The 26,080-nt window shown below is 37.9% G+C and carries 20 protein-coding genes and 1 pseudogene; 5 read left to right on the forward strand and 16 right to left on the reverse strand.

The genetic code is table 11. From position 1 onward, the window contains the following. Positions 1-733: 733 nt before the first annotated feature. The 5 genes from ASU00_RS17895 to ASU00_RS17915 form a co-directional block, all read right to left on the reverse strand. Positions 734-2,008 carry an MFS transporter gene (locus ASU00_RS17895; RefSeq protein ID WP_057914851.1) on the reverse strand — a complete coding sequence of 425 codons (1,275 nt, stop codon included), beginning with the start codon at positions 2,006-2,008 and terminating at the stop codon, positions 734-736. A 150-nt stretch (positions 2,009-2,158) separates the two neighbouring features. Further along, positions 2,159-4,063: an alkyl/aryl-sulfatase gene (locus ASU00_RS17900; RefSeq protein ID WP_057914852.1), complete on the reverse strand. Its 1,905-nt coding sequence runs from the start codon at positions 4,061-4,063 to the stop codon at positions 2,159-2,161. Between the two features lie 160 nt (positions 4,064-4,223). Beyond that, positions 4,224-5,456 (reverse strand): iron-containing alcohol dehydrogenase, encoded by a 1,233-nt coding sequence (locus ASU00_RS17905; RefSeq protein WP_057914853.1) that lies wholly within the window; start codon positions 5,454-5,456, stop codon positions 4,224-4,226. 45 nt (positions 5,457-5,501) lie between these two features. Further along, positions 5,502-7,022, reverse strand: coding sequence for an aldehyde dehydrogenase family protein (locus tag ASU00_RS17910; RefSeq protein WP_057914854.1), 1,521 nt, complete (start codon positions 7,020-7,022; stop codon positions 5,502-5,504). A 54-nt stretch (positions 7,023-7,076) separates the two neighbouring features. After that, on the reverse strand, positions 7,077-8,594 hold the full coding sequence (locus ASU00_RS17915) for a long-chain-fatty-acid--CoA ligase (RefSeq protein WP_057914855.1): 1,518 nt from the start codon (positions 8,592-8,594) through the stop codon (positions 7,077-7,079). Between the two features lie 138 nt (positions 8,595-8,732). Between ASU00_RS17915 and ASU00_RS17920 the strand changes: the two genes are divergently transcribed. Both ASU00_RS17920 and ASU00_RS17925 read left to right on the forward strand, forming a co-directional pair. Continuing rightward, a complete protein-coding gene (locus ASU00_RS17920; protein WP_057914856.1) occupies positions 8,733-9,659 on the forward strand; it encodes a LysR family transcriptional regulator in 927 nt (308 codons plus the stop codon). 1,191 nt (positions 9,660-10,850) lie between these two features. Beyond that, positions 10,851-11,303, forward strand: coding sequence for a helix-turn-helix domain-containing protein (locus tag ASU00_RS17925; protein WP_057914857.1), 453 nt, complete (start codon positions 10,851-10,853; stop codon positions 11,301-11,303). A gap of 852 nt (positions 11,304-12,155) precedes the next feature. On the opposite strand, the gene ASU00_RS17930 is transcribed toward ASU00_RS17925, so the two are convergent. The 4 genes from ASU00_RS17930 to ASU00_RS17945 form a co-directional block, all read right to left on the reverse strand. Beyond that, the gene (locus ASU00_RS17930) at positions 12,156-12,365 is read right to left on the reverse strand and encodes a hypothetical protein (protein WP_057914858.1); all 210 of its coding nucleotides are present in this window, start codon (positions 12,363-12,365) and stop codon (positions 12,156-12,158) included. Between the two features lie 269 nt (positions 12,366-12,634). Then, entirely contained in the window at positions 12,635-13,189 is a 555-nt protein-coding gene (locus ASU00_RS17935; RefSeq protein WP_057914859.1) for a cysteine hydrolase family protein, read from the reverse strand. Positions 13,190-13,605: 416 nt separating this feature from the next. Next, the gene (locus ASU00_RS17940; RefSeq protein WP_057914860.1) at positions 13,606-15,057 is read right to left on the reverse strand and encodes a spore germination protein; all 1,452 of its coding nucleotides are present in this window, start codon (positions 15,055-15,057) and stop codon (positions 13,606-13,608) included. 163 nt (positions 15,058-15,220) lie between these two features. Continuing rightward, positions 15,221-15,565, reverse strand: a complete 345-nt coding sequence (locus ASU00_RS17945; protein WP_330219551.1) for a peptidoglycan-binding domain-containing protein — start codon at positions 15,563-15,565, stop codon at positions 15,221-15,223. A 290-nt stretch (positions 15,566-15,855) separates the two neighbouring features. Between ASU00_RS17945 and ASU00_RS17950 the strand changes: the two genes are divergently transcribed. The 3 genes and pseudogenes from ASU00_RS17950 to ASU00_RS17960 all read left to right on the forward strand — a co-directional run bounded on the left by ASU00_RS17950 (position 15,856) and on the right by ASU00_RS17960 (position 18,694). Then, on the forward strand, positions 15,856-17,049 hold the full coding sequence (locus ASU00_RS17950) for an L-lactate MFS transporter (protein ID WP_057914862.1): 1,194 nt from the start codon (positions 15,856-15,858) through the stop codon (positions 17,047-17,049). 101 nt (positions 17,050-17,150) lie between these two features. After that, positions 17,151-17,363 (forward strand): annotated as a pseudogene (locus ASU00_RS17955) (glycerol-3-phosphate transporter); the annotation flags it as partial. A gap of 416 nt (positions 17,364-17,779) precedes the next feature. Continuing rightward, a complete protein-coding gene (locus tag ASU00_RS17960; RefSeq protein WP_057914864.1) occupies positions 17,780-18,694 on the forward strand; it encodes an iron-hydroxamate ABC transporter substrate-binding protein in 915 nt (304 codons plus the stop codon). 52 nt (positions 18,695-18,746) lie between these two features. Here the strand turns inward: ASU00_RS17960 and abc-f are convergent, their stop codons facing one another. The 7 genes from abc-f to ASU00_RS18000 all read right to left on the reverse strand — a co-directional run bounded on the left by abc-f (position 18,747) and on the right by ASU00_RS18000 (position 25,954). Beyond that, positions 18,747-20,378 (reverse strand): ribosomal protection-like ABC-F family protein, encoded by a 1,632-nt coding sequence (gene abc-f / locus ASU00_RS17965; RefSeq protein WP_057914865.1) that lies wholly within the window; start codon positions 20,376-20,378, stop codon positions 18,747-18,749. A gap of 630 nt (positions 20,379-21,008) precedes the next feature. Continuing rightward, the gene (locus ASU00_RS17970) at positions 21,009-22,511 is read right to left on the reverse strand and encodes a malate:quinone oxidoreductase (protein ID WP_057914866.1); all 1,503 of its coding nucleotides are present in this window, start codon (positions 22,509-22,511) and stop codon (positions 21,009-21,011) included. Positions 22,512-23,190: 679 nt separating this feature from the next. Then, positions 23,191-23,709, reverse strand: coding sequence for a histidine phosphatase family protein (locus tag ASU00_RS17975; protein WP_057914867.1), 519 nt, complete (start codon positions 23,707-23,709; stop codon positions 23,191-23,193). Positions 23,710-24,151: 442 nt separating this feature from the next. Next, on the reverse strand, positions 24,152-24,493 hold the full coding sequence (locus ASU00_RS17985; protein WP_057914868.1) for a DUF3147 family protein: 342 nt from the start codon (positions 24,491-24,493) through the stop codon (positions 24,152-24,154). Continuing rightward, positions 24,477-24,902: a MarR family winged helix-turn-helix transcriptional regulator gene (locus tag ASU00_RS17990; RefSeq protein ID WP_057914869.1), complete on the reverse strand. Its 426-nt coding sequence runs from the start codon at positions 24,900-24,902 to the stop codon at positions 24,477-24,479. The genes ASU00_RS17985 and ASU00_RS17990 overlap by 17 nt, the downstream gene beginning before the upstream one ends. A 175-nt stretch (positions 24,903-25,077) precedes the next feature. After that, positions 25,078-25,383, reverse strand: coding sequence for an NIPSNAP family protein (locus ASU00_RS17995; RefSeq protein WP_057914870.1), 306 nt, complete (start codon positions 25,381-25,383; stop codon positions 25,078-25,080). Between the two features lie 49 nt (positions 25,384-25,432). Beyond that, positions 25,433-25,954: a P-loop NTPase family protein gene (locus ASU00_RS18000; protein WP_057914871.1), complete on the reverse strand. Its 522-nt coding sequence runs from the start codon at positions 25,952-25,954 to the stop codon at positions 25,433-25,435. Positions 25,955-26,080 lie beyond the last annotated feature (126 nt).

The following is a 26,080-nucleotide window of genomic DNA, read 5'->3' on the forward strand; positions in this document are numbered from 1 at the left end:
ATATCGAGAAAAGGCCGCAGCTTAAAAAACACTCTTTTTTTATTGTCTACTTGACAGGGTTATGTGCAATATGTGTTCTCCTTTTATCTTATATAAACTAAGCTCCTGTTACCGATTTACGAATATGCATTTAATTAGCTGACATGCTAGGAATTATTATAGTATAGCAATAATTTTAAGTGGAAAATGAAGAATTTAATAAGATTCTTTAAAGATAATAGTATACCTCCAACTAATAAGCCTAAACACGAAAAGGTAGCGTTTCTAAATAAAAACGTCCGATTGTTGAAAATCATTAATCATAGCTTATTGAAGAAAAGCAACTATTACTCAAAAATAAAAAAATGTTCCTACTTCTTGAGGAACACTTAATTTTGGAACGGTACTAAAATTTTATTAAAAGATATTTTCCTTTCCAGCTGAGGTGATTAAAAACAAAGATTTTCGGATTTCATCATTTATTTCAGGCACATTCTTTAACATTTCATCAGAAGGATAGGTTCTTTGACTCCTCTTATACAAATCCAGCAAGGATACGCAGAATGCCTAATATAACGACGGGCATATCGGACAAGCGCCAAGGTCGCACTCGACGCCCTGAAGTGAACCAAAAGACCGGAGAGGCAATAAATCGTTATATCCACTTTGAATCCATTATTGTTAAGCATTGACAGCTACCTTACTTAAGCCATTACTCACAAAAATTTAAAATATACAAATATCAATCTTGTCATTATAGATTCACAATCTTATTATCACTTTTCCCTGTTGTGACTTGTCGTTTTTGTTTTACGAATAGGAGCATTAAAATGGATGCAGTCACCATGGCAACAGACATTCCATAAATGGATGCACTAAAACCACCTGCTGGATTTGTACCAGAATCCTGAATGAGTTTTCCGAAAATAATTGGAGCAATTATACCTGATGAAGACATTAATCCATAGTAAGTACCTGTCATAACACCTCTTCGCTGTGGAAGTAAACTGGTTACCGCTGTCGGATTAAGTGTGTTTATTGTGACCACTAATGCATTTACTAAAGAAAGAATGATGATGATTGGACCTGAACCATTTACAAGAGGATAAATTGAGTACAAAATCCCTGCAAGAATAGCACAAATGGCAGTAAATAGAGTTCGCGACTTCCACAAACTTTGAGTTTTTTTGTATAAGCGATCTGAAATTATAGATAGTACCAATCCAAGAATCGCTCCTATTAATCCGGAAATGGCAATAACCATTGCAGTCTGTTGTTCAGATAATCCCTTTACTTTATGTAGATATGAAGGATTAAAAGTAAGATTAAAGACAATTAAAGTATAGGCAACAAATGAAGTTAAGGTTGTAAAAATAAAAAACGGAGATCGTAAAGCTTTCCCGATATCTTTTCTATTTATCTTTTGTTTGCTTTCTTGTTTACTTACTTCTTCTTCCAAAGAAACAGGGGCTTTCAGGCGTCCTAGCCAAAGCCAACAGATAAACCAGACAAAGCTAAAAATACCAGAAATAAAAAATGCTTGTTTCCACCCATAATTTGAGATTAGAAAAACCATAATTGGGGCTGTAACTGCTATCCCCACAACATTGCCAAAATTTATGATTGATATTGCAAGGCCTCGTGATTCCGGTTTAAACCATTTACTAATATGGCTGACAGCAGTTGCAGAAAAAGCACCTTCTCCAGCACCTAGTAACACTCTACTAAATATAAGTAATGGTAGACTTGATACAAACAGCACCATCGATTGTGAGATTGTCCAAATAATCGCCATAATAGCCAGTAATTTTCCAGTACCCAAACGATCAGACAAAGAGCCGCCTATTATTCCAGCTATGGAAAACAACCAAAAAAAACTGCTTCCAACTATTCCAAACTGCGTTGAGGTAAGATCTAAATCTTTCATAATATGGGTACCGGCTAATCCTGTAATGGACTTTTCGGCAAAATTAATAATTGACATAATAAAAAGTGCAAGTAAAATAATCCATTTCGCCCAACTTTTCATTAAAACTCCTGCCTCTCACCATTTTTTCAATAAAGATTAGCAATCATACTTAAGGAGAAAAAACACCTGCTTTGCCGCCTTAATAGCGAGCAAGATTGAGCAGGTGCTTATTGTGTAAAAATTGAATCATAAAGGATTTTTCTCAGTTAATTAAGGAGTTACGATATTTGGTAAAGGCTCAAAAATATCTAAAAGTGATAAAAATTCATTCAATTTTGTTTGGTCGCCGGTAATGTTCAATTTACCCGCTGCCACTGCTTTTTCTGGTGAAATCATGCCAAGTCCAATTCCATAGAACGTTAATTGCTCAAGAGCCAAGGAAACATCTGGATTATCGTCTGTCTTACCAGCTTTATAAACCAAAACGGAATTTTCTAAATAAATCGCATATTCTTGATTGGTATTTGTTAACGTTACATTCAGCGTTATTTTTTTACCATCTGCTTTGGGACCGTTCAATTTAACAGCGACCAGCTTTAAGAATTCTTCTAATGGCATATTTTTAATGATTCCAGAAACATCCAATGGGGAATTCTCTTTATTAATTCCATTTCTTAGTTCGGATGCACCAACAAGATACATATTACGCCAATTGGCTGATTCTGCTTGGTATCCTAATTGTTCTAGAGCATCTGCCAATAAATTTTTTGCATCCGAATTTTCTGGCTCGGCCATTACGACATTTTTTAATACTTGAGCTACCCAGCGATACTCACCATTTTCAAAGTCAGCTTTGGTTCGTTTCAAAATAGCAGCCGCTCCACCCATGTATTCTACATATTTAAGCCCAGCTTCCACTTGTGGCAATGGATCTAAATCTGAAGGATGAGCACTATAATAACCTAAGTAAAAATTGTAAATCCCCTTTGAATTATGCTTTAAAGTACCATAATACCCACGATTCCCCCAATAAGTATCCAGTGCTTTTGGAAGTTTGATCGTTTCAGCTATTTCATCCATCGTATATCCGTGATTGGCTAAACGCACTGTCTGATCGTGCATATATTTATATAAATCACGTTGTAATTTCAAATGGTTTAAAGTACGATTTTTCCCCCAAACAGGCCATGCATGAATCATGAGCAAGGCATCAATTTCTTCATTTTCAAATAATTCGATTGTTTTATCGAGAGAATTAGCCCAATGCAGGGCATCCCTGGTTTTTGCCCCTCTTACCGTATAAATTTGATGCATCAATTGATTAGCGTTCTCTGAAACAAATAATGCTTTGTAATCTTGGATATAAAAATGCATTTCAGCAGGTGCTTCGGTGTTCGGGGTTAACAAAAATTGAAAGGTTACCCCATCGATTTCCATCGTTTGTACTTCGTTTTCTATTTCAACCGTAGGCAGTGCAAAACTCATCGTCCCGGAACTCATCGTATTACCTATACCTATGGATACAGAGCCCACCCTGGCATCTGGTATATTTTTACCAAACTGATACTCTGCACGACGCGCCATAATTGTACCTAATAGCCCGTTTTCACTTAACGCTTCTTTTGTAAAATGTTGGGGAACTATTATCGGAATTGCTGGATTTTCGGCATACTTTAGAACGGCCTGAATACCGGCAAAATGGTCCGCGTGACTTTGACTTATAATGATGGCTGAAACTGGCTTTCTTGGTCGATGCTTATAATATAATTCCATTACGGCTTTAGCAGATTCCGTGCTTCCTGATACATCACAGACTATGACTCCATGCTTACCTTCAATAAAGAAAGTTGTCGCCATAGATTGTCCACGAACCTGATATATACCTTCCACCACTTCAAACAAACCAGAAATGGCCTGTAATTGTGCATTTCTCCATAAGCTTGGATTCACTGTCTCCGGGGCAGTGTCGTTTAGAAAATCCAACTTTTCTATATCCCAAACTATCTCCCCAGAATCATCTTTAATAACTTTGGATTCCAGTGGTGCAATAAAGCCTCGGTATGCATCTTCAAAATCCTGTCGATCATCAAAGTTCAGTAATTCGTACACTGCTATATTTGCCTTTTTTGTAAAAGAAGTAGCTGACCTAGGTTGAGTGGGTACTTTACTTATCATAAAAAACCTCCAAATATGAATAGAATAAAAATTTCAAAAAAGGAAAACACTATTTGTATACCTGGATATAATGTTAGTTCTCCAACCAAACATTAAGAGGAGGTTTTCAAGTGTTTTCCATTTAACTAGATTGCCTGATTCTGAAATGTAAAATTAGTGCTTAATATCTTGTGATCGAGGTTAAGCCTTTATTTATTTCAGTTACCTCGAATACTTCGTTTATCACTTTGGTGATGATATTTGCTGGGATCTTGAAGAAAATTCCGGCAGGATCATTATGAACAGCCGGTACAATATGTTGAAGTATATCGTCGTTCCTTTCAAATTCAACAAAAGTGTCTGGCAAATTCACCATTTTACGGAGATTTCTAATACATTGGATAACTTCCTCTAAACATTTTTCAGGTTGTCCTGAAGGATTCGTGATGCCCAACGCGTGTGCAAACCCAGTAATCCGCGGTAAATAGAATCTAGGCAAAGATTGCATTACATTCGGCAACAAAACAGCGTTAGCCAGCCCGTGAGGGATATTGAATTTTGCCCCTAACGCATGTGCCATGTTATGAATTGGAATTGCATTCATCGCAAGGCAAAATGAAGAAATAGCCATCGAACTTGCCATTAGCATATTCGCTCTTGCTGAAAGATCGTCACCTTTTCGAACCGCAGTCTGTAAATTGTCTACAATCAGACGAATCGCTTGAAGTGCATAGGCATCTGTCATCGGATTGGCCTGGGGTGAAAAATAAGCTTCCACTGCATGAGTCAATGCATCAAATCCTGTAAATGCAGTGATTTTAGGAGGAAGACCTACCGTTAAATCCGGATCCAGAATAGCCATATCCGCATTGATAAATGGATGAAGAAGGTTTGTTTTCATTCCAAGCTTTTCATTCAAGACAACAGCTACCGGTGATACTTCAGCACCTGTTCCTGCCGTTGTCGCAATGGCTACATGTGGGATCGGGATAAATTGGGCTTCAGGCCACCACTCCATCACATTACCGGTAAGAAGGGAATCACGTATATCATGCAGACCTTTATGGAGCATCCACTTGATCCCTTTTACAGTATCCAAAACGCTGCCGCCTCCAAGAGCGATTAAGGAATCACCGTTGCACTCTTTAAAGAAACGAGCTCCGTGATTAATAATTTCACCTTTGGCATCCTGTTCGATATCTTCAAAAACCCCAACAAGCTGAGGCGTACCCGGCATGATTTCAAATAATTCTTTAATTTGGGCTGTAATTCCGGCTTGGGTTAAACCTTTATCCGTGTAGAGAACTGCACGTTTCCCGCCTAGTCCTTTAATCATCTCAGGAAGCAAAGTTCTAGATCCCGCCCCGCTATTTACAACCGTACGAACAGAAAATTGAAAAAATGATGTCGACATAGAATCACCCGCTTTTTTAGATTTGTATTCGTAAATTTTTCTGGATTATCCCAATAATATTTGATACCAAGATCTTTGGCTTACTTCAGGTACGAGTGAACAGTGAACATGCTTAAGTTGAGAATATTCGTCTAGTGCATGGCGTCCTAATTCCCGACCAAAACCGCTTTGCTTGTATCCGCCAAATGGCGCATCACTCCTCAGCATATGCCAATCATTGATCCATATCGTTCCAGCTTTTAAATCGCGGGCTATTTGCATCGCTTTATTTACGTTTTTTGACCAAACTCCGCCTGCTAATCCATAAATCGTATCATTCGCAATATCAATCGCTTCCTCAACTGTGGAATAACGGATGACTGATAGAACAGGTCCAAAAATTTCTTCTCTAGCAATCTTCATGTCATTATGAACATCGGCAAAAATAGTTGGCTCAATAAAATAGCCATTTTCAAATCCTTCTACAATTTTACGCTTTCCGCCGCAAACCAATCGTGCTCCTTCTTGAATACCAGATTCAATATAAGAAAGTACAGTTTCCAATTGTTGTTTTGATACCATAGGCCCCATTCCGGTTGCGATATCTAATGGATTTCCAATTTTAATCGTGCTTGCTACTTCAGATAATTGTTCAATTACTTTTTCATAAATGGAATCATGTACAAGAACACGAGTGCCTGATTCACAAACTTGCCCAGAGTGTGTCAAGAATCCGAATAAAATTCCAGGAATTGTAATATCCAAGTCCGCATCTGGCAATACGATTGCAGGTGATTTCCCGCCTAACTCAAGAGTGACGCGTTTCACCGTTTCGGATGCCAATTTCATGATGCGGCTCCCTACTTCCGTAGAACCAGTAAATGCTATTTTATCTACGCTTGGATGTGTCACAAGAGTTTCCCCTATACTTGAACCAGGCCCAGATATAACATTGAATACACCAGCTGGTATTCCCGCTTCAGCAGCCAATTCAGCCAATTTAAGGGTAGATAACGGCGTATTGGATGCTGGTTTGACTATGATGGAGTTCCCCATTGCCAACGCAGGGGCCAATTTCCACATAGCTAAAATCATTGGAAAGTTCCAAGCAGTCACGGCTGCTACAACACCAAGCGGCTCTCGCCAAACTTGGTTATTACTTGGTCCAGGGAATGGTACAGTAGGAAGGGATTCTACATAAGGATACTCTACAGTGAACTTTGCCGTTTGCTGCAGGAGGTCAACTATGGACATGATGTCTAAGTTTGAAATGCGTCGAACTGTAGCTCCCGAACTTATAGATTCTAAGTAACCCAATTCTTCAGCATGTTCAATGATCTTGTTGCCAAATTGGACAAGTACGTCAGCACGTTCTTGCGGAGATTTTCTGGACCATACTCCTGAATCAAATGCCTGCCGGGCAGAGGAAACGGCCTGCTCCACATCTTCTTTCCCGGCTTTAGCCACCCTAGCCACGACTTCACCAGTTGCAGGGTTTGTTACATTAAACGTTTCTCCGTTTATAGCAGGCTTCCACTCCCCGTTTATATAGAGTGGAAATTCCAAAGTTTGCACTGCAGCTTTCATAGAAATTCCTCCTTATTATTCACTTTTAAAAGATATTCAAATGATATCAGCAAACTAAATGACTTCGACTTGATCAACACGCAAAGCTTTTTTTAAAATTTTACCTGTACTGTTCTTAGGTAATTCTTTCTTAAATTCCACTTGTTTTGGCAGCTTGTATTTTATAAGCTTGTCTTGGCAGAAATGGAGGATGTCATCCATAGTTATACATTCATCGTTAGAAACAACAAAAGCTTTCACAATCTCTCCATATTCTTTATCTGGAATTCCTATTACGGCTGCTTCAACAATTGCCGGATGTTGATATAATACTTCTTCCACTTCTTTAGGGTAGACGTTGTACCCGCCAACGATGATCAAATCTTTTTTTCGGTCAACGATATAGATGTAACCTTCATCATCAATACGGGCCAAATCACTGGTATAAAACCAACCGTCCTTCAGCGCTGAAGAAGTTTCTTCCGGCAATCCTAAGTAACCCTTCATCACGTTGGGACCTTGTACAATTAATTCTCCAATTTCTCCCCTTGGGACTTCAAAACCATTTGGATCTACCACTTTATTCTTTACTTCCATAATATCAATACCCACAGAGCCCGGTTTACGTGTTCCCCGTAATGGATTGAAGGCTGTCACAGGAGCAGTTTCAGAAAGGCCATATCCCTCTAAAATCCGAACGTTATACTTCTCTTCGAACCCATTTAATAGTACAAGGGGAATCGAATCAACACCTGAAAAACAGGCCCGTATAGATGCAAAATCTTCTGCTGTCGCTCCTGGCAACTGTAACATAAAGCTGAACATGGTCGGAACTCCGGCAAAAAAGGTCGCTTTCTCACTTCTAATCGTGTTCATAACCTCAGCAGGGCTAAATTTAGGAACAATTACAATTGTTGCCCCGCAAGCAATAGGAACGTTGATGCAAACCGTCATACAAAACACATGGAACATGGGAAGAACAGCGATCATGCGGTCTGCTTCAGTTAACTCTGCAAGTCGGGAAATTGCTTTAGCATTGGACGCCATATTTCGATGGGATAGCATGGCGCCTTTCGGCTTTCCAGTTGTTCCGGAAGTATAGAGAATGACTGCCAGATCATCTTCACAAATGAAAGGGCTTACAAAAATATCTTCCGTTTCTTGAGTTAGACGTTCCCATTTCCATTCGGACTTAATTGAATCTGTATAGATGACCATCTTTAAATGTTCCAGTTTCTCTCTCAATGGATATATATTGGATTCTAAAGATGAATGTGCAATCACAGCTTTCGCTTGGCTGTTTAGTAAAATAAAAGAAATTTCTCCTAAGGTGTAGCCAGGATTAATTGGAACAACCACAGCACCTAACCTAAGGATTCCGTAGTAAGCAGTGATAAACTCTGGACAATTACCAAGCAATAAAGCGACTTTATCCCCCATCCCGATACCTGCGGCGGATAGGGCAGATGCAGCACAATCCACCTCTTTATCAAGTTCTGCATACGTTGTACTTTGATTCAGAAATGTATAGGCACGATGACTAGGAAATTTTGCAGCACTGTTCTTTAAATTTTCATTCAAATTCAAACTCATTGTTTTCATCCCCCCTTAATCGTTTTTTTAGAAAATTAAGAATTGCTTGAATTTATTATATATATAATTTACACTTAAATAAATTTACTATTAATGATAAATACTTAAGCTGCACTTCTATATTAAAAGGAGAAACCAATGCATATCGAACAATTGGAATATATCGTAAAAGTTGCTGAAACAGGATCTATTTCTAAAGCAGCACAAAACCTACATGTTTCCCAATCCGGAATCAGTCAATCAATTACTAAATTGGAAGATGAGTTGGGCGTTAAAATATTTAATCGCTACCGACGCCTTGGTGCAGTTCCAACAAATGAAGGAAAAACATTAATTAAAAAGGCATATAAGGTCTTAATGAGACTTCAAGATTTTAAAGAAGAAGCCCAATCTTATAACACTGTAGTTTCCGGAAATTTAAAATTATCCTCTATCCCTGGCTTTATGCTGTTCTTGTTAGAACCACTATCTTCTTTTAAAAACGCTTATCCAAATGTGAATATTGAAATCTCAGAAAAAGGCACTCAGCATATTATTGAACATGTCCAAAATAATCAGATTGACATTGGCCTAATCACGATTTACGAAGATTTATTAAATAAAACAGAAGATTTAATATTTGATGTAATACTTGAAGGCAAGATGAAGGTATACGTCGGCAAAACATCTCCTCTAGCGTTACACAAATCTATAACTCCTCAACAATTGATGACTCAAACCGTTATTCTTTATAACGGTGATTATGTAAAACAATTTGCAAATAATTTAATTAATAAATTTGGACCTTTGAATATTTTATTCACCTCCGATAATACAGAAGTAATTAAAAAAGCTATTATTGAAGGAATAGGAATTAGCTTCGGGCCTGACTTTTCTCTAAACCATGATCCTTATGTTTTAAACGGCGACATAGTTCCTATCCAAATAATAAAGTATGAACAGGTAGATATAGGTGTAGGATGGGTACGCTCAGCGGAAAATCATTTTTCAATCAACACAAAGAAATTTTTAGAACTTTTTAAATTCCACTCTCGAATGCTAACCCATTTAACTCATAATGATTAATGTGAAAATGGACTGAGCCTTAAATTAAATCATAAACAAACACCACTTTTTCTTCTTTTATAAAGTGATGTACCATTCTATTAAATTCTTTATCCTCTCAAATCTACACAATGTAATTCCAACAAGGTGAAGTTTAGAAATTATACAAAAGTCTGGTCTACTTTGTATTCCGTCTTTATGAATATATATAAACAGCAAAAAAGCCAGAGCCTTTCTACTTTTCATTGTAGCAAGGCTCTTTAAAGTTGTTTCCTTTTCATCAATAAAATGGTAGGATTTTCTCTAACTTGATAAATACTGTATTTGTTTTTTGTGATAAGTAAATCTTCTCCAATAATATTCTCAAATTTTATATTCATTATGTATCCTTTTTCTTTATCCAACTCTAAATAAAACATCTTAGTTTTTGGATCTAAACAATGTATTACTGTATACTCCCAATCAACCCCCTCTTCACATACAATAAACTTTTACGGGAAACAAACACCATTGCAGTGTGTATCTTGTTTTCAAACACCCAAAAATCATTGTAAGGACTTAACTAAAATGTGTCCATGAAACTATACTAACTCCACTTTTTTAGTTAATTTAGAGTGGAAATTTTGATCAATATTTTAGACACAAAAAAACGTATTCATGCTAGCTTCTACTTAATTTGCCGTTTACCACAAACCAGCTAACGCTTACGTTAGTGAAATGAGTCTTGGCGTATCTTTACTAAATGGTTCACTCCCCATCAATTACACCTACCAGTAAAAAACGAATAATAACATTTTCTTTCTCAATTTTCATAGGAATATTATACACTAAAATAATACCATGCTGGGCCAACCAGTCCTCTAGCTGCATTAGAAAAGGCGCTCATTTTTGATGTAACCCAATTATAGTTGCTACGTTTTAGATTCTTCCTAATTCCAATATGTATATAACAGAAAGAACCCTTACGTTTATGGTAACGACAGGATTTCATCATGAAATTCTTGTACATAGAGTAGTAAACGGCATCCATATGTCTGAATTCAATAATTTTGAATGCGCCATTCGATTTTTTAAAAACGAGTTAAAAACCTTGATATATCAAGGTTTTCCTGTGTGTAACTCATAGGTTGCGCCGTAATGCGCTTAATACTATCTTTACTTTACAGTAGTTAGCTCACCATACTAGGAATGAAGAAAGGAAATGAACCATTCATGATACTTAGCGAGAGATTGAAACAAGAACGAGAAAAAAGAAATTGGTCACAAAATGATCTTGCGGAGAAGATTCATGTAAGTCGGCAATCTGTATCAAAATGGGAGACAGGCAAAAATTATCCGAGCATTGAAGTAATCATTCATTTGAGTGACTTATTTCATATTACGATTGATGAATTATTAAGGAGTGACGAGGAATTGAAAGAAAAAATAATACGAGATAGCAAGCAATTGGCATTTCCGAAAAGAAAAGTGTTTTTTGATAGTGTATTTTTACTTGGATCATTTTTATTAGTATCTAAACTCATTATTTTGGGTCTTAACAAATTTGCTGGCACAGACATTACAATATTAGAAGGTATGCCGGCTGTATCAAATTTCCTACCATTGGCATTGATGCTTATCGGTGGTATTGGTTCAGATTACTTGAAAGATAAATATGCACCTTAAATTGAGAATGCATCTTTCTCAACTCTTATGTATATAAGCTGAGAAACATAACTGGTTCACATACGATACTGAATATCCACAAATGCAATCATGTTAGGTTATTGTCTCTTTTGTAGATGCCCGACTAATGACTTGTTTATAAACGTTTTTATGTCGCCAAGTTTACACTTAGCAACATAAATTTAAAAAAGTGTGATACATCGGCAAATTGCAATTGGTTGAAAATGGTACCTGCAGTGCAATGAAACGGTCTAGGTACAAATCATCAAAACTATAGACAATGTAAATCCTTTCTTTTTTTCACGAAGAGTGGAATGGAACGGAAGGTGCGAAACTCCTGCGGGAAATGCGCTTCTACGTCATAAAAATTGCCCTTTTTACACTCAATTGGGACCGTTTCTCGTCATTTTTTTGCGTTACTCTCGAATTCGGCCTTGTTTCTCCGTATAATTACTGCTTTTTTTCACCATTTCGGAGCGTTACTCGCAAATTTAACCACTTTATTCGTGAATTTCGTGCTTTTATTCGTGAATTTATCGACTTTATTCGTGAGTTTCGTGCTTTTATTCGTGAATTTAGACTTTGCCTCGAATTTGAAGAGAAATCTCATAGCATTCGTACTTTTTAGATGCTTTTTGTACCGTTTCTCACCAACAACATGTGGACCATCCGGATACCATCTTCGTTTTAATACAAAGTGCAATGGAACGGGATAAGTTCAGATTCTACAACTGTAGGCAATCGCTGGATTCATCCGAAATTAAGCTTACTATCACCCGTTAATTAAAAAGCTATAAAAATAGTGCCAACTTCTTTTTAAAAGAAATTGGCACTTCGTTTATTCGCTATACGTCATCGTGCTTCTTTAGGCGGTTGGCACACGTCACATTTACGCTGGTTATTATTTTTAAATTTCTTAAATGTTTTTTCAAAGTTGCTGCCACATGTACATTTGAATAGTAACTTTTGAGAAAAACCGTGATATTCCGTCGTTAGCAACTTACTTTCCGAATTTTTCTCAACAAATTCATTAATTTTATCAATCGTCCATTGTTTGTTCATTCTCTTACACCCCCATATTTTATGCGGAGGCTTTTGTTGGCATCCGTTCAATTATAAGTAATTATCCTAAGTGAACCATTATAACATGAGATGAGGCTTAATTAATAGCTGTAATCTATATTAGTGCTTAATGTGGCTTGAGTGACTAATAAAATCGTTGTTCCATGGATTCCAACTCTCCCAATAAGTTGAACGAACTATAGAAATGTAACGCAAAAAAGCGATTCTAATTAAAGAATCGCGCCGGTTTGCAAATAAAAGCGTATTCCCTATTGAGGGTGGATTTCACTTTGCATCCAATCAAGTTCTGTTGATTTTTCCAAACGTATCTCTGCGCTTGGGCTCCCAAAGTTCTTTAATGTTTCATGGACATGTTCGATAATGCGGGGAGCGGACAAGTGAATTGCATCATTCGTGGTATGGGCGTCCGTGATAAGCGTAACATCATAGTCTAAATCAAAAGCTCCTCGACATGTAGAGTCAACACAGTATTCCGTCTGTGCGCCACAAATATAGAGCTGCGTTATGCCTTGCTTGTCGAGGGTTTGTTTTAATGGAGTATGGCTAAATGAATTCGGTACGATTTTGGAGATGGTCATCTCTTGATGAATTGGCTTCTCAAGCCTTGGGTGAAGCTGCCAACCAGGTTCTCCCTTTTTCATTGGACCTTCTGGGGATTCGTGTTGGATATAGATGATCGGTATTTGCTGCCCTCTTGCACGATGAATTAAATGGTTGATGTTGTTAATTACCTTATCGCGTTTATAGCTTTCCTCAACGACGGCCGTTTGCACATCAATGATCACTAATGCTTTCTTAACCACCCGTAAAACACCTCCAATTTTCACTCATTTTAATCATAACAAAACTCTGACTTTTTATATACATGAACAAAAATATATTGATTTTCATGTATATCCAGCAAAAGGGCGTAAGATTTTGGTTCGGAAGCAAGCCTTTAAATGAATCCATATTATTATAATTTTATTGGTGTGGCTTCATTTTTTCAATTTGAGGAGCGGAACTTGGGGAACCAAAGATTAAGAGGACAAAAAAACACGAAAAGATGAGCCAGGGAATGTTTTTACTGGTTCATCTTTTTAAATATTTTCCTGTCACATCTTTTATTACTCTATTTATGATGACTAAACTTGTATTTGAATTTTGAATATTGAAAGCTGCTCTGTTTATTCTTTCTCATGGAGCTAAAGCACTCATTAGTTTAAGTCAGGCAATTCGATTAATTATTATCATCTGGATAACTATGTTTGCTGTTAAATGATTTTTCTAAATCCCCCCTATATAGAGAGTCTTTGATTTCTTTAAATCTAAAAGGAATGAGAGGAGATAGATATGGGACTCCAATAGATCTTAAACCAACCATATGTATTAATAAAAATGTAGATCCGATAATAATCCCGGAGTAACCGAAGAAATAAGCAAGTATAATCATTAGATATCTTAGTGTACTGAATGCTGCTGTAAGTCCTGAATTGCCAAACAGAGTCCCTGTAATAAAGGTTAACCCGATAATAATAAGACCTACAGGATGGATCAGGTTTGCTGTAATTGCTGTTTCACCAATTAATATTGGTCCAATTAGTGCAATTAAGATAACCATATTTTTAGGTATTCTGTTACATGCATCTAAAACGATACGAAATAAAATGATAAGGATTATTACTTCCCATAGTGTTGGTAAAAGTTCGTTTTTTGTTACTAAAGATTCGTAAACCTTATTTGATAGACGGTCACTTCCATACTTATCAAGTGCAACATAAATACCAGGAAGGAATATTGTTGTTAAAAATGCCAAAAGACGTATTATTCTAATGGAAAACCTTCCATAATTGGTAGTATACTCATCCGGCGCTTGTAAAAAATCCGTGAACATGGATGGAAAGATCATTATTTGTGGATTACCATCCACCATCAATACTACACGTCCTTCCAAAATTCCGGAAGCTGCTACATCAGGTCGTTCTGAATTCAAAGTTAAAGGAAAGAATGTTTGTTTACCCTCGACTATTTCTTGAACCACTCTTCCTTGCATGATATATTTAACATCGACTTTTTCCAATCGTTTTGTTACTTCTTTTAATATGCCATTGTCTACAGTTTCATGAAGGAAAAGAAGATATACATCCGTTTTAGCTATAGACCCGAAATTCATCTTTTCTACGCAAAATTGTTCTGATTTAATAATTCCCCTTAACACGTTTAAATTGGTTTGGGCGTTTTCCGAAAAGCCAAAAACCATTCCATTAGGCGTTCTTTCTCCAGAAGACTCTTCCAGTGCCCTCTCTTTCCATTTGGCAGTATCTGCAATGATAACTTCTAAAAACCCATCAAATATCAAAACGGTTTTACCTTGAATTATTGCATCAAGTACATCTTGATATGAATTGGTGATTTTAATACTCGCTGTGGAAAGTATACTATTGGCTACGTTATTTATTAATTCCTTATTGATTAAAGGTTTATTTATGTTAAAGGTCTCTATAATTCGAAGTATTACTGAATTCTGAAGGTAGTCCGTATCAACCAAACCATCTAAATAAACAGCATTCAACTTCAAAATTTTATTGGTTCCAAATTTAATTTCTCTAATACTTAAATCAGAAGTATTGTTAAAATCCATTTTTATATTGTTAATATTATTCTCTAAATCCTCCTGCAAAGTATTGTACATTGTTCAACCTACCACCTAAAATATTTTATGCTTTTAGTATGTTCATAAAAACAAGAATGTATTTAAAGATTGTTCTACTAACATGCCCCGTTAGTTCCATACGAAAAAACGTGCCTAACGGTCACGTTTTTTCGTATGGAGGAAATACCTTTACTTCTATATTTTAATTCGTATACAAGCGATATTGGTCGCTTAATGTATCTCCATTACCATAAAGATAGGCTATAGAGCCGGATGCATAGGAAGAATCGTCGTACTTCCATTTAATTCTGAGCCCCATGTTCCCCCCTGCTCCATAGGTGTTCTTGCCATTCTTCTTAATATAATGAGAGAAGCTGTCCCATGTCCGGGGTCCTACGACGCCATCGACTTTCAGGTTGTTTTCTTTTTGATACTTCTTTACGCCCTCCTCGGTTTTCAGCCCGAATATTCCATCAACGTCAACGACCGCTGAATCAGTATGAAACCTCATCACATTCAGGACATACTGCATATTTCTGACCTCCACCCCAAGAGTGTACTTACGCAAAATAGAATTTTTGCCCCAGCTATCAGGATGGTGATATCCTCCGTGTTTTGAAGCGTCTGAAAAGCATTCCTTACAAATACAACGGAAGCAGGAGAATTGATCTCAGCAAAATTTCATTGGAAAATGGTTGGACCAACGCTTCTTTCCTTCCCTTTACACGCTCCCTCGATATCCACGAATAGTATTACAATCCTGATGGTCATAATAAAAGCAATCTCGTAGAAAGAAAACATCATTGCCCAATTGTTTCACTGAAAGGAGGAAAAAATATTCCTGATCAAAGAGTAAATAAGGGATTGATTGTGTTTGGGACAATTCTCATCCAAATAGGTCTGGGTACGATCTACACCTGGAGCTTATTCAATCAGCCTTTAGCAGATAAGTTCGGCTGGAAACTCAGTTCAGTGGCCATCACCTTTTCCATAACAAGCTTCGCATTGGCAGTGGCAACCCTCTTTGCCGGGAGACTTCAGGAAAAATGGGGACTGCGTTCGCTGATAGCTTTAGCGGGAATCGTGCTTGGAGCTGGATTGATCGCCAGTTCATTCGTTTCGTCATTATTGGTTTTATACGTCACTGCAGGGGTTATTGTCGGCTTCGCAGATGGCTTGGCCTACATTACTTCATTGTCCAACCTAATAAAGTGGTTTCCTGAGCGCAAGGGATTGATTTCTGGAATTTCCGTTTCGGCTTACGGTATGGGAAGTCTGTTATTTAAATACATCAACACATGGTTATTAGATCATGTCGGTGCTTCACAGACTTTTATGTATTGGGGAATTATTGTAATGGCCATGGTGCTGATTGGATCGCGTTTTGTACGGGAGGCACCGGAGCCAGCTGGAATTGATGCGTCCTCTCTTTCAAACTCGAATAATTATACAGTCAAGGAAATGATGCGGACCAAAGAGGTATATCTATTGTTTGTCATGTTTTTTACCGCATGCATGAGCGGTCTTTATTTAATCAGCATCGCCAAGGATGTGGGAGTCCAATTAGCTGGATTGGATGCGGACACTGCCGCGAATGCCGTAGCCATGATTGCCATTTTCAACACGATCGGACGTCTGATTTTGGGAGCCCTTTCGGATAAAATCAGCCGGATGAAGGTGATTGCCTTCAGTTTCCTGGTCACCGCTGCAGCCGTTCTTGTATTGACCCTGGGGAATATCAGCTTCGGTCTCTTTTTTACCTGTGTAGCGGGCATCGCCTTTTGCTTTGGCGGGAATATCACCGTCTTCCCCGCAATTGTTGGTGATTTTTTCGGTTTAAAAAATCACAACAAAAATTATAGCATTGTATATCAAGGTTTCGGCCTTGGTGCTCTTTCTGGCTCATTTATTGCTGCCATCATCAATGGATTTAGGCCTACATTCATGATCATAGCCGTATTATGCATCGCGTCATTCATCATCGCTCTCAGAGTGAAGCCGCCAAATGCTCGTGAGGAAAAACCTTTATAACATTTTCATCTCTCCATTAAGCATGTATATCACCATCGAGGAAGAAAAGAATGAAGCAAACAATCGCAGATTTATTAATTGAATCATTATTGCAAGCAGGGGTTCCTAAGAAAGCAGCCGGTACTGCAGCAGGATTGACTGGCTTGTTTGGATATTTAGGTGGATCTGTAGCAGCTAACGCGATGATGGGATATGTAGTGGACTATGCAGGTTGGAATGCAGGCTTTACATTAATAACCGTTTCCTGTGTTCTGGCAGTAGTCGTATTTGCTATTACCTGGAATGTTCGTGGACAAGAAGTTGTAAAAGGTTAATACATGCAGGGCTATGGTGATTGGCGCCATAGCCCTATTAGTTATGTGATGTAGTCTGTTTATTGATTAAAATAACGATTGCAGGTTAGATTTCATAGTTTTAGAGAAAAATCATCCATACTAGAAGACTATTGTAGGTCTTTATCACTGATCATAAATCAAAAATTTAGCTGTACTTCTCCTAAAAAAGTAATTCCTAAAAGCCGAATTTGCAAACAAATGAAGATTGATTTTTATCGTGATTGAAGGTAAAAAAACCCTTATATCAGATAGTTTAGCGTTCTAACGAAAGTTATTGACAATGATTATCATTACTATTAATATTTGAAGTAGTAATTGAAAATGACTATCATTATTATTTACAATTACTTGTATGTATTTTTACCTACACTAAAATCGGCAAGGAGAAAATCAATATGAAAAAGCTTTTCATACCATTCTTACTTTTGTTCGTTCTTATTCTTAGCGCTTGCGGGAACAACGAGAAAACGAACGAAAATAAGGAAACCAAGTCTAAAGCAGAAACAGTTACATATGAATCAGAGACAGGCCCTGTTAAGGTCCCTGCCAATCCAAAAAGAATCATTGCTCTTTCCAATGGCCCTAATGTATTGGCTTTAGATGGTAATGTCGTTGGGATTGATCAATGGACTAATATGAACCCTCTTTTTACAGATAGGCTAAAGGGAGTGGAAGTCGTATCAGAGGATAACCTGGAGAAGATCATTGAACTTGAACCGGACCTCATCATCGCTGGATCAGAAATGAAAAACATCAAAAAACTTAATGAAATTGCCCCTACTGTCGTATTCACGTGGGGAAAATTGGATTACTTATCACAGCAAGTAGAAATCGGAAAACTTTTGAACAAAGAAAAGGAAGCCAAAGACTGGGTTACTGATTTCAAAGAGCGTTCAGAATCCGCAGGAGAAAAGATACGCGCAAAAATTGGTGAAGATGCAACCGTTTCCGTCATAGAAAACGATGCTAAGGAATTTTATGTGTTTGGAAATAATTTTGCACGTGGAACAGAAATATTGTATCAAGCAATGAAATTGAACATGCCTGAAAAAGTAAAAGAAAAAGCTCTGAAGCCAGGTATTTACACGCTCTCATCTGAAGTTCTTCCTGAGTATACGGGAGATTACATCATCTTCAGTAAAAATCCAGATGTTGAAAATTCATTTGTCGGCACAGAATCATGGAAAAACATACCTGCAGTTAAAAACGATCATATTTTTGAAATAAATAGTAAAGCATCCACCTATAGTGATCCAATCACTCTCGACCATCTGCTTGAGTTTTTCGAAAAATCTTTTCTTAATAGCTAAAATGCAAAGAAGGAATTCACATTGAATTCCTTCTTTGTTTATATCCTCTTCGTTATGAAAGCTCTTTTATTTGTTTCGTAAGTTCTTTAAATCGGAGGTCAAGTTCTCCATACTCTTTATTTTTTGGGGTCATAAAGCTTAGCTTTCCTAAAACTTCCTGTCTTTCTGTTTCAAGCTGTAAGCGCATTTCTTCCTTATTATCCTTTTGCGGCGCCAATTCATTCAGTTGTTTGCGTATATGATTATTCGCAATTATGAGTTTTGAAGTTGTGGTTTTTTCCAGGAAATAACGATCGTGCGATACAACCAAAAGCGTACCATTGTATTCTGCTAGCGTCTCTTCAAGTTGTTCACGTGAAGCTAAATCCAGATGATTCGTCGGTTCATCTAAGATAAGCACATCCTTGTCTTCTAGAATGTATTTCATTAGCTTACACTTCACACGTTCGCCCATGCTCATATTCATAATCGGCTCTGTCCATTGCGAAGCCATGAACCCTAAATGCTTCATTAAATTTTGCACATGCCCTCTTTCTGCAAATGTTTCTTGATGAAATAATTGTTCAGGTGATTGAGCAAGCGGCAGGTCGAATACTTCTTGTGTTAAATACCCAATGTTTGCTGATGGTGAAATCCATATGTCTCCTTCAGCTTTTTCCTGCCCAGTGATCAATTTCAAAAACGTCGTTTTCCCGCTCCCATTCGCTCCAGAAATAGAAACCTTATCTCCATGCTGTATCGTAAAGTGAGAGGCTTTAAAAAGAGTTCGCCCGTCAAATGATTTCGTTAAATTTTTCACTTCCAAGAAGCGTTTTCCTACTTTTTTATTTGCCTTCATTGAGAAGCGAACGGTGTATTCCGATTCAAGGGGCTCGACTTTAATCTTTTCAAGTTCTTTTTCAAGCCGTTTTTGTTTTGACTTTACTTGTGCATCCATCCGCTTGGCTTTTACACGATAGAATTCTTTAGGGAATTCTTTTTTCGTTGATTGTGCATGAGCTTTTTTAGACCAATTTGTGAGCTCATTCATTTGACCTTCAATGCGTTCAACCATTTTTTGCTGTTTGTCATATTCTCTTTGCTGCGTTTGCCTTTTCTGTTCCCGGAATTTCATATAACTGGAATAATTACCTTTGTGACTGATCAGCGTTTTATTTTCAATGGACCAGATTTTCGTTGCAACAGCATCTAAAAAATAACGATCATGTGATACGAGAATAACTGTACCTTTTTGATCTTTTAGCTGGTTGGTGAGGAACTCTAAGCTTTGCTCATCAAGATGGTTTGTCGGTTCATCCAATAATAAAATGTCTGTTTCTTGTGCGAGTCCTCTAGCAAGTCGAGCTTTCAATTTTTCTCCGCCGCTTAATTTGGAGAAGTCGAGATTTGGGACATGCCATTTTTCTAATAATTCACCTTCCTTTGGAGTGACGACTTCAAAGGTATACGATTCGGTTTCCTGTTCAACCATGGTGAGTTTAAGATCGTTCACGACATGTTTAATGTGACCTTCAGTCGGTGAGTCGTCATTGTTCAGCAACCGCAGCAATGTGGTTTTTCCAGCACCATTTTTCCCAATGATGCCAATAATATCACCCTGCTGCACTGTGATATTCACCTTTTCAAAAATCGTATGATCCTTTATTTCAAAACATATATGTTGTAACTGCAGTAGCTCTTTCATTCAAATCCACCCTTTTTATAGGGAGAATAAAAAAATCCTCCCAATTATTTTGGAAGGATTAGTCTCATTTTACCGTACTGAAATAAGCTATCTCGCGCTTTGCAGCTCTAAGTAGCTCAAGAGATGATAGAAAAATGGGCAGACTAATCCTATATCATTATCATTCGAAATATAAAATTTCAAAATCTAAAAAATAAGATTAGTTATCCATCGTCCACCCATCATCCCTTTCCATTTATAGTTACTTAGATTCTAACACTTATTAACAAATATCGCAATGAACCATTGACATCTATTTAGCACTTTTTATTGAACCGGCGCATTCCAGGTGAAATCACAGTGAAACCATTTTATCGGGTAACAAAAAAAGGCTACTTTCGCATATTTTGTAATCCGGTGTGGTTGATTTCCCCTCCAATGCTCAGCTTTCAAGAGTGCGAGCGGTGAGCCTCCTCGGAGTGAATGGCTGTTAAGGTCTCACCTGTCCCGCTGGAGTCTCGCAATCTGCTCCAATCAATCTTTACTCGTTTCGTTCTAAAACCGCAATCTTTACGAAAAGAGGCAGAAAAAAAGAACCTTCAATCCAATATCGATTGAAGGTTCCGTTTCAATTTTATTATTTCCCAATAATTAACTATAGACTAATTCTTTTTTTTTGCTTAGACCAAGCGCCTCAGCTGTTGAAGAATGAACTTCATTTAGAAGCTCTGGGTTTTCCATGAGAGACATTCCATAAGAAGGAATCATTTCTTTCAGCTTTGGCTCCCATTCTGCTATATGTTCCGGGAAGCATTTTTTAAATACCTCAAGCATAACGTGAACAGCCGTGGAAGCGCCCGGGGAAGCTCCTAATAATGCTGCAATCGAGCCATCGGAGGCACTAACGACTTCCGTACCGAATTGAAGCGTTCCTTTGCCTGCATCCGTGTCTTTAATAACCTGCACACGCTGTCCAGCCACCACTAAATCCCAATCCTCGCTTTTGGCATTCGGAATGAATTCTTTTAACTCTTCCATGCGCTGTTCTTTCGATAGCATGACTTGCTGGATCAAGTATTTTGTCAATGACATTTCTTTTGCGCCAGCCGCCAACATTGTCAAGAGATTATTCGGTTTCACGGATGTTACTAAATCGAGCATTGAACCTGTTTTAAGGAACTTCGGTGAGAAGCCGGCGAATGGTCCAAATAGCAACGATTTCTTATTGTCGATAAAGCGTGTATCCAGATGCGGTACAGACATTGGCGGAGCACCGACTTTGGCTTTTCCGTACACTTTTGCATTATGCTGTTCAACAACTTCTGGATTATTGCACACCATGAAAATACCGCTTACCGGGAATCCGCCGATGTGCTTTCCTTCAGGAATTCCGGATTTTTGCAGTAAATGCAGGCTTCCGCCCCCGCCTCCAATAAAGACGAACTTGGCAGTATGGCGTTCGACGCTGCCGTTATCGACATTACGCACTTTTAATTCCCATGAACCATCGTCAGTCCGTTTCATATTATCAACACTATGTTTATACTTGATATCGACGTTTTTCGTCTTTAAGTGATCGAACAACATGTTCGTTAAAGCACCGAAGTTGACATCCGTTCCAGTGTCGATCTTCGTTGCTGCTATCGCTTCTTTCGATTGACGGTCTTGCATGATAAGCGGAATCCACTCCATCAGTTTCGCTGGGTCATCGGAAAATTCCATTCCTTGGAACAAAGGATTGTTTGATAAGGCTTCAAAACGTTTCTTTAAAAACGTTACATCCTTCTCCCCTTGTACCATACTCATATGTGGCAATGGCATGATAAATTCCTGCGGATTTTTTATTAGCTTCCTGTTTACAAGATACGACCAAAACTGGGTTGAAAGCTGAAACTGTTCATTGATTTTAATGGCTTTGCTTATATCTATAGATCCGTCCGGTCTTTCAGTTGTGTAGTTTAGCTCACACAGGGCTGCATGCCCCGTTCCCGCATTGTTCCACTCGTTAGAGCTTTCCTCTCCTGCGCTTTCAAGCTTTTCAAACACTTTGATATCCCATGCCGGTACTAATTCTTTCAGAAGTGTCCCCAAAGTGGCACTCATGATTCCGGCGCCAATTAAGATGACGTCTGTTTTAGTTTCTCTGTTGCTCATTTTAACCTTCCTCACTCCCTATTTTTGCAGAAAGGATGTAGGCGCTCCTGCATAGGCGTCACACCAAGTCAAGGCGTGACTTAGTCACACACCATTTCTGTCTCAATTATACCCCTATAACAGTTTAATACAATTGTTAATAGATTAAAATATCTACAATTACTATATTGTTAAAATTCAGTTTTGATGAAGTAACGAATTTAAGCAAGTAAGACCCCATATTGAAGCAAGAAAAACCGGCTGCACACTCTAACCCTCATGCACTGATATTTCGTGAAAATCTTATTCATATATATATATATTACCATTATGAACCAATTTCAAACTTTCACGATGTAACCTACGAAGCAAAATCCTGACACACTTCAGTTGCTCCTCCAGTTTCCTTTCCAAAGTATTAAGACTTGACGAGTAACCCATTACGCATGCTTCTTTGTGCCAACATGAGTGGTCAAATCATAAAACCATGGAGCTATACGACATCCATTTACTATTATAACATTTTTATTAAAGAAAACCGGATAGATTCGCACATTCGAAAGGCCACCATTTGGCGGCCCTTTATCATCACTTATACAGTAATTGATTTTCTTTTGAAGCTGGTTCGCCTAATCAAGCCATTTTATTATCATTGTCAAACACCAAAGTCATTCATCTTTCAAATGAATCCGGGGTTCCATTAATCCAGATGACTGGTACAGTTACTGAACCTAATAAGATTATATGGGTGTTCCGTATATTCAAGAAGATGTATACCTGTATTATTGGAACGGAACCATACATCATTCATTTCGAATGGTAATTGCAGGAATCGTTCAATTAAGTTTGTAATCATCCCGCCATGGGAAATGACAGCAATTCTTTTATGGTTTGCACTGTTCTCTTTTATAAAGGATAGAGCATGTTGAGCTCGCAATTTGAAATCAGCTTCACTCTCATCTTCTTGCCTTTCTCTTAAATCGTCCAGAAATGACACGGGACATTTGATGGTATCGGATAACATTCCTGCAGTCTCACTGGCTCGAAGCAAGGTACTTGACCAGACGAATTCGGGTGGGAACTCAACAGATACGCGTCGGCACATTTTATGTACTTGTTGAATTCCATTGGAGGTTAGTGGTAAATCTGTCGTTCCTTGATAATCGTTTTCAAGAAAATCGTCCTCTGACTCACCATGTCGAATGAATAATAGCTGCAAGCTAACACCTCATTTTTTGTTTTATACATCCAAAATAATAATTCTATCTCCAATTCAAAAAACCTTTAAAAGGATGAAACTGTCTTTCACTAAAACATCAATGATGCAGGCGAATATGACAACCTCCCTTTGTCATACCATTTAGAAAAAGACTAGGATGTGAAATTGCGGGATATGGGGAAAGACAACCGAATCGTTTTTTTAGTAATTAAAGGTTCAACAATAAAAAAAAATTTCCTATTGGACCTGATCGTTGGAACAGGAATCTATTTCACAATCAAGTACATGTCATCCAGCGTATTAGTGGCGAGCATTGGCAGTTTTATAGGAACGGAAGGAATCAAAAAGGCGCCGAAATTCTTTAAAAAAATACAATGGAATTGAATCTCATTGCCGTCAATGATATGACGGCCAGTCATCTTTAACTTTGTTCATTTACACTTTAATTGATTAAATGTTTAATCAGCAGATTTTGAGCAAATAAAAATACCAGCCACCCTGCCAGTCCTAAACCCAATGAAGCAAACAAGTGAAGGGAGTGCTGAAGCGCCATCCAAATTATCACAAGCATAACAACTGTTGCAGGTATCCCCCACACCACACTTAAACTAAATTCGCTTAGTGCTTCCATCCGCTCCCCTTGTACATATAGCCATAAAATACTAATTACACTGACTATGGGTAAAGCGGCAATCATCCCCCCATAGTTGGGATATCTCCGTGATATTTCGGTAATGACCCCAATGATGATGGCTGATGCGATAATTTTAACGATTGTAAACATCGTTCACTCTCTCCCTCATTAATGTAAATGCGTCCAAAATAAGTTGCCTCTCCTCACTGCTCATTTTTTCATAAAGAAGATGTTCAAGCTTTTCTTCATTGAGACTTGAGTGTCGGTGTAAAACCTCACCTCCCAATTCTGTGAGCCTTAAAATTACCTTTCGTTCATCCTTGCTGCTACGAGATTTGAATACATATTCTTTTTCCATTAAGCGTTTAATATGTTCTGAAGCTGTGTTGTGAGACACTTGGATCGCTTTTGCGATTTCCTTTATCCCCACTTCATTTTCTTTTTCAATTACCTGCATGATCCTAATGCTTTGGTGGGTAATTTTTTCTTGGTGCGTATAACGCAATTGATAGTAAATATCCGTCCATAATTGATTTATCTTTACGATTTCCTTTTTCATTCTTACCCCCTATGTATCGTAATTAACGAATATATCTTATAATACGACATTAATTCACATTAAACAACTGCATGTGTATCTTGTTCCGCTTGTTTCATACAAAAAAAAGAGCTGCCAAAGCAACTCTCCCTGGGGGTGACTAGAGCGATAAACCAGCAGCCCAGTAATAGAGTGTTCATTCGAATACAGGGCGCATGAAGCTTCTTTCATAGCTAATGATGCATTTAGTCTCCTCTGCATATTTATATGCTGCTTGGCATTCTGCATCCAAACCCATATTCACCCGGTATTCTTCATAGGCCGCCAGACTCGGGAAAGTGAATAAGGCATAAGCAATATTATTAGCACCCTCATGCGGAAGGAAATACTCTTGATGGGAGCCGCCTAGTTTATTCACTAAGCGAATCCACATCTTAGCGTACTCTTCGAACTCAGTTGCTTTGTAAGGGTCAATAACATATTTTAAATAGCATGTAACCAATGTCACTCCTCCTTTGCATATTTACTATCTATTTCCCCATCATGTCCGCTCATCCCTTTCTATTTAACAAATATCCTTCAATTTTTGGCTTGCTGTCCAAAATAACGATAACCTTATCAGGCTCATTGCTTTTAATTTCAGCAAATCTGTTTTTCATCTTTTTCTTGCGAGAATAGTAGGTAGTAATGATGAATTTATGAAACGGCCAGTCCAGTTTTTCGTGGCAACCTTCACCGATATCAGGTCTTGTTTTTCCCCTAAAGGAAAGGTACCGCTTTACAACACGATACAGGCATACGCGAAGGGGAAGTTCTAAATAAATGATCGTCTCGGCATGATTCAAGCGTAAATCAATGGAATTACCATAATTGCCTTCCATTATCCACTTATCTTGAGTCAGCACTTGCTTCTGAGCAGCTAAAAAGGCCTCAAACGGAGCCTCCACCCAGTCAGATCTCCAATAAAATCTATCCAAATGATGAACATCAATATCCAAAATATCGCCAAGCCTTATTGCAAAAGTAGATTTACCGACACCCGCGGACACGCCAATTACCATAATCCGTCCCATTTCCTACCTCCCTTTGACTCTTAACGTTCATCGCACCCGTTAACATTAGAAAAGGCGATTCTCCTTAAATGGAGAATCGCAACTGAATGGTGATGATTACTGATACGGCCCTTATCGGCTTCTCTA

It is taken from the genome of Peribacillus muralis, from assembly GCF_001439925.1.
In the GTDB taxonomy this organism is placed as follows: domain Bacteria; phylum Bacillota; class Bacilli; order Bacillales; family DSM-1321; genus Peribacillus; species Peribacillus muralis.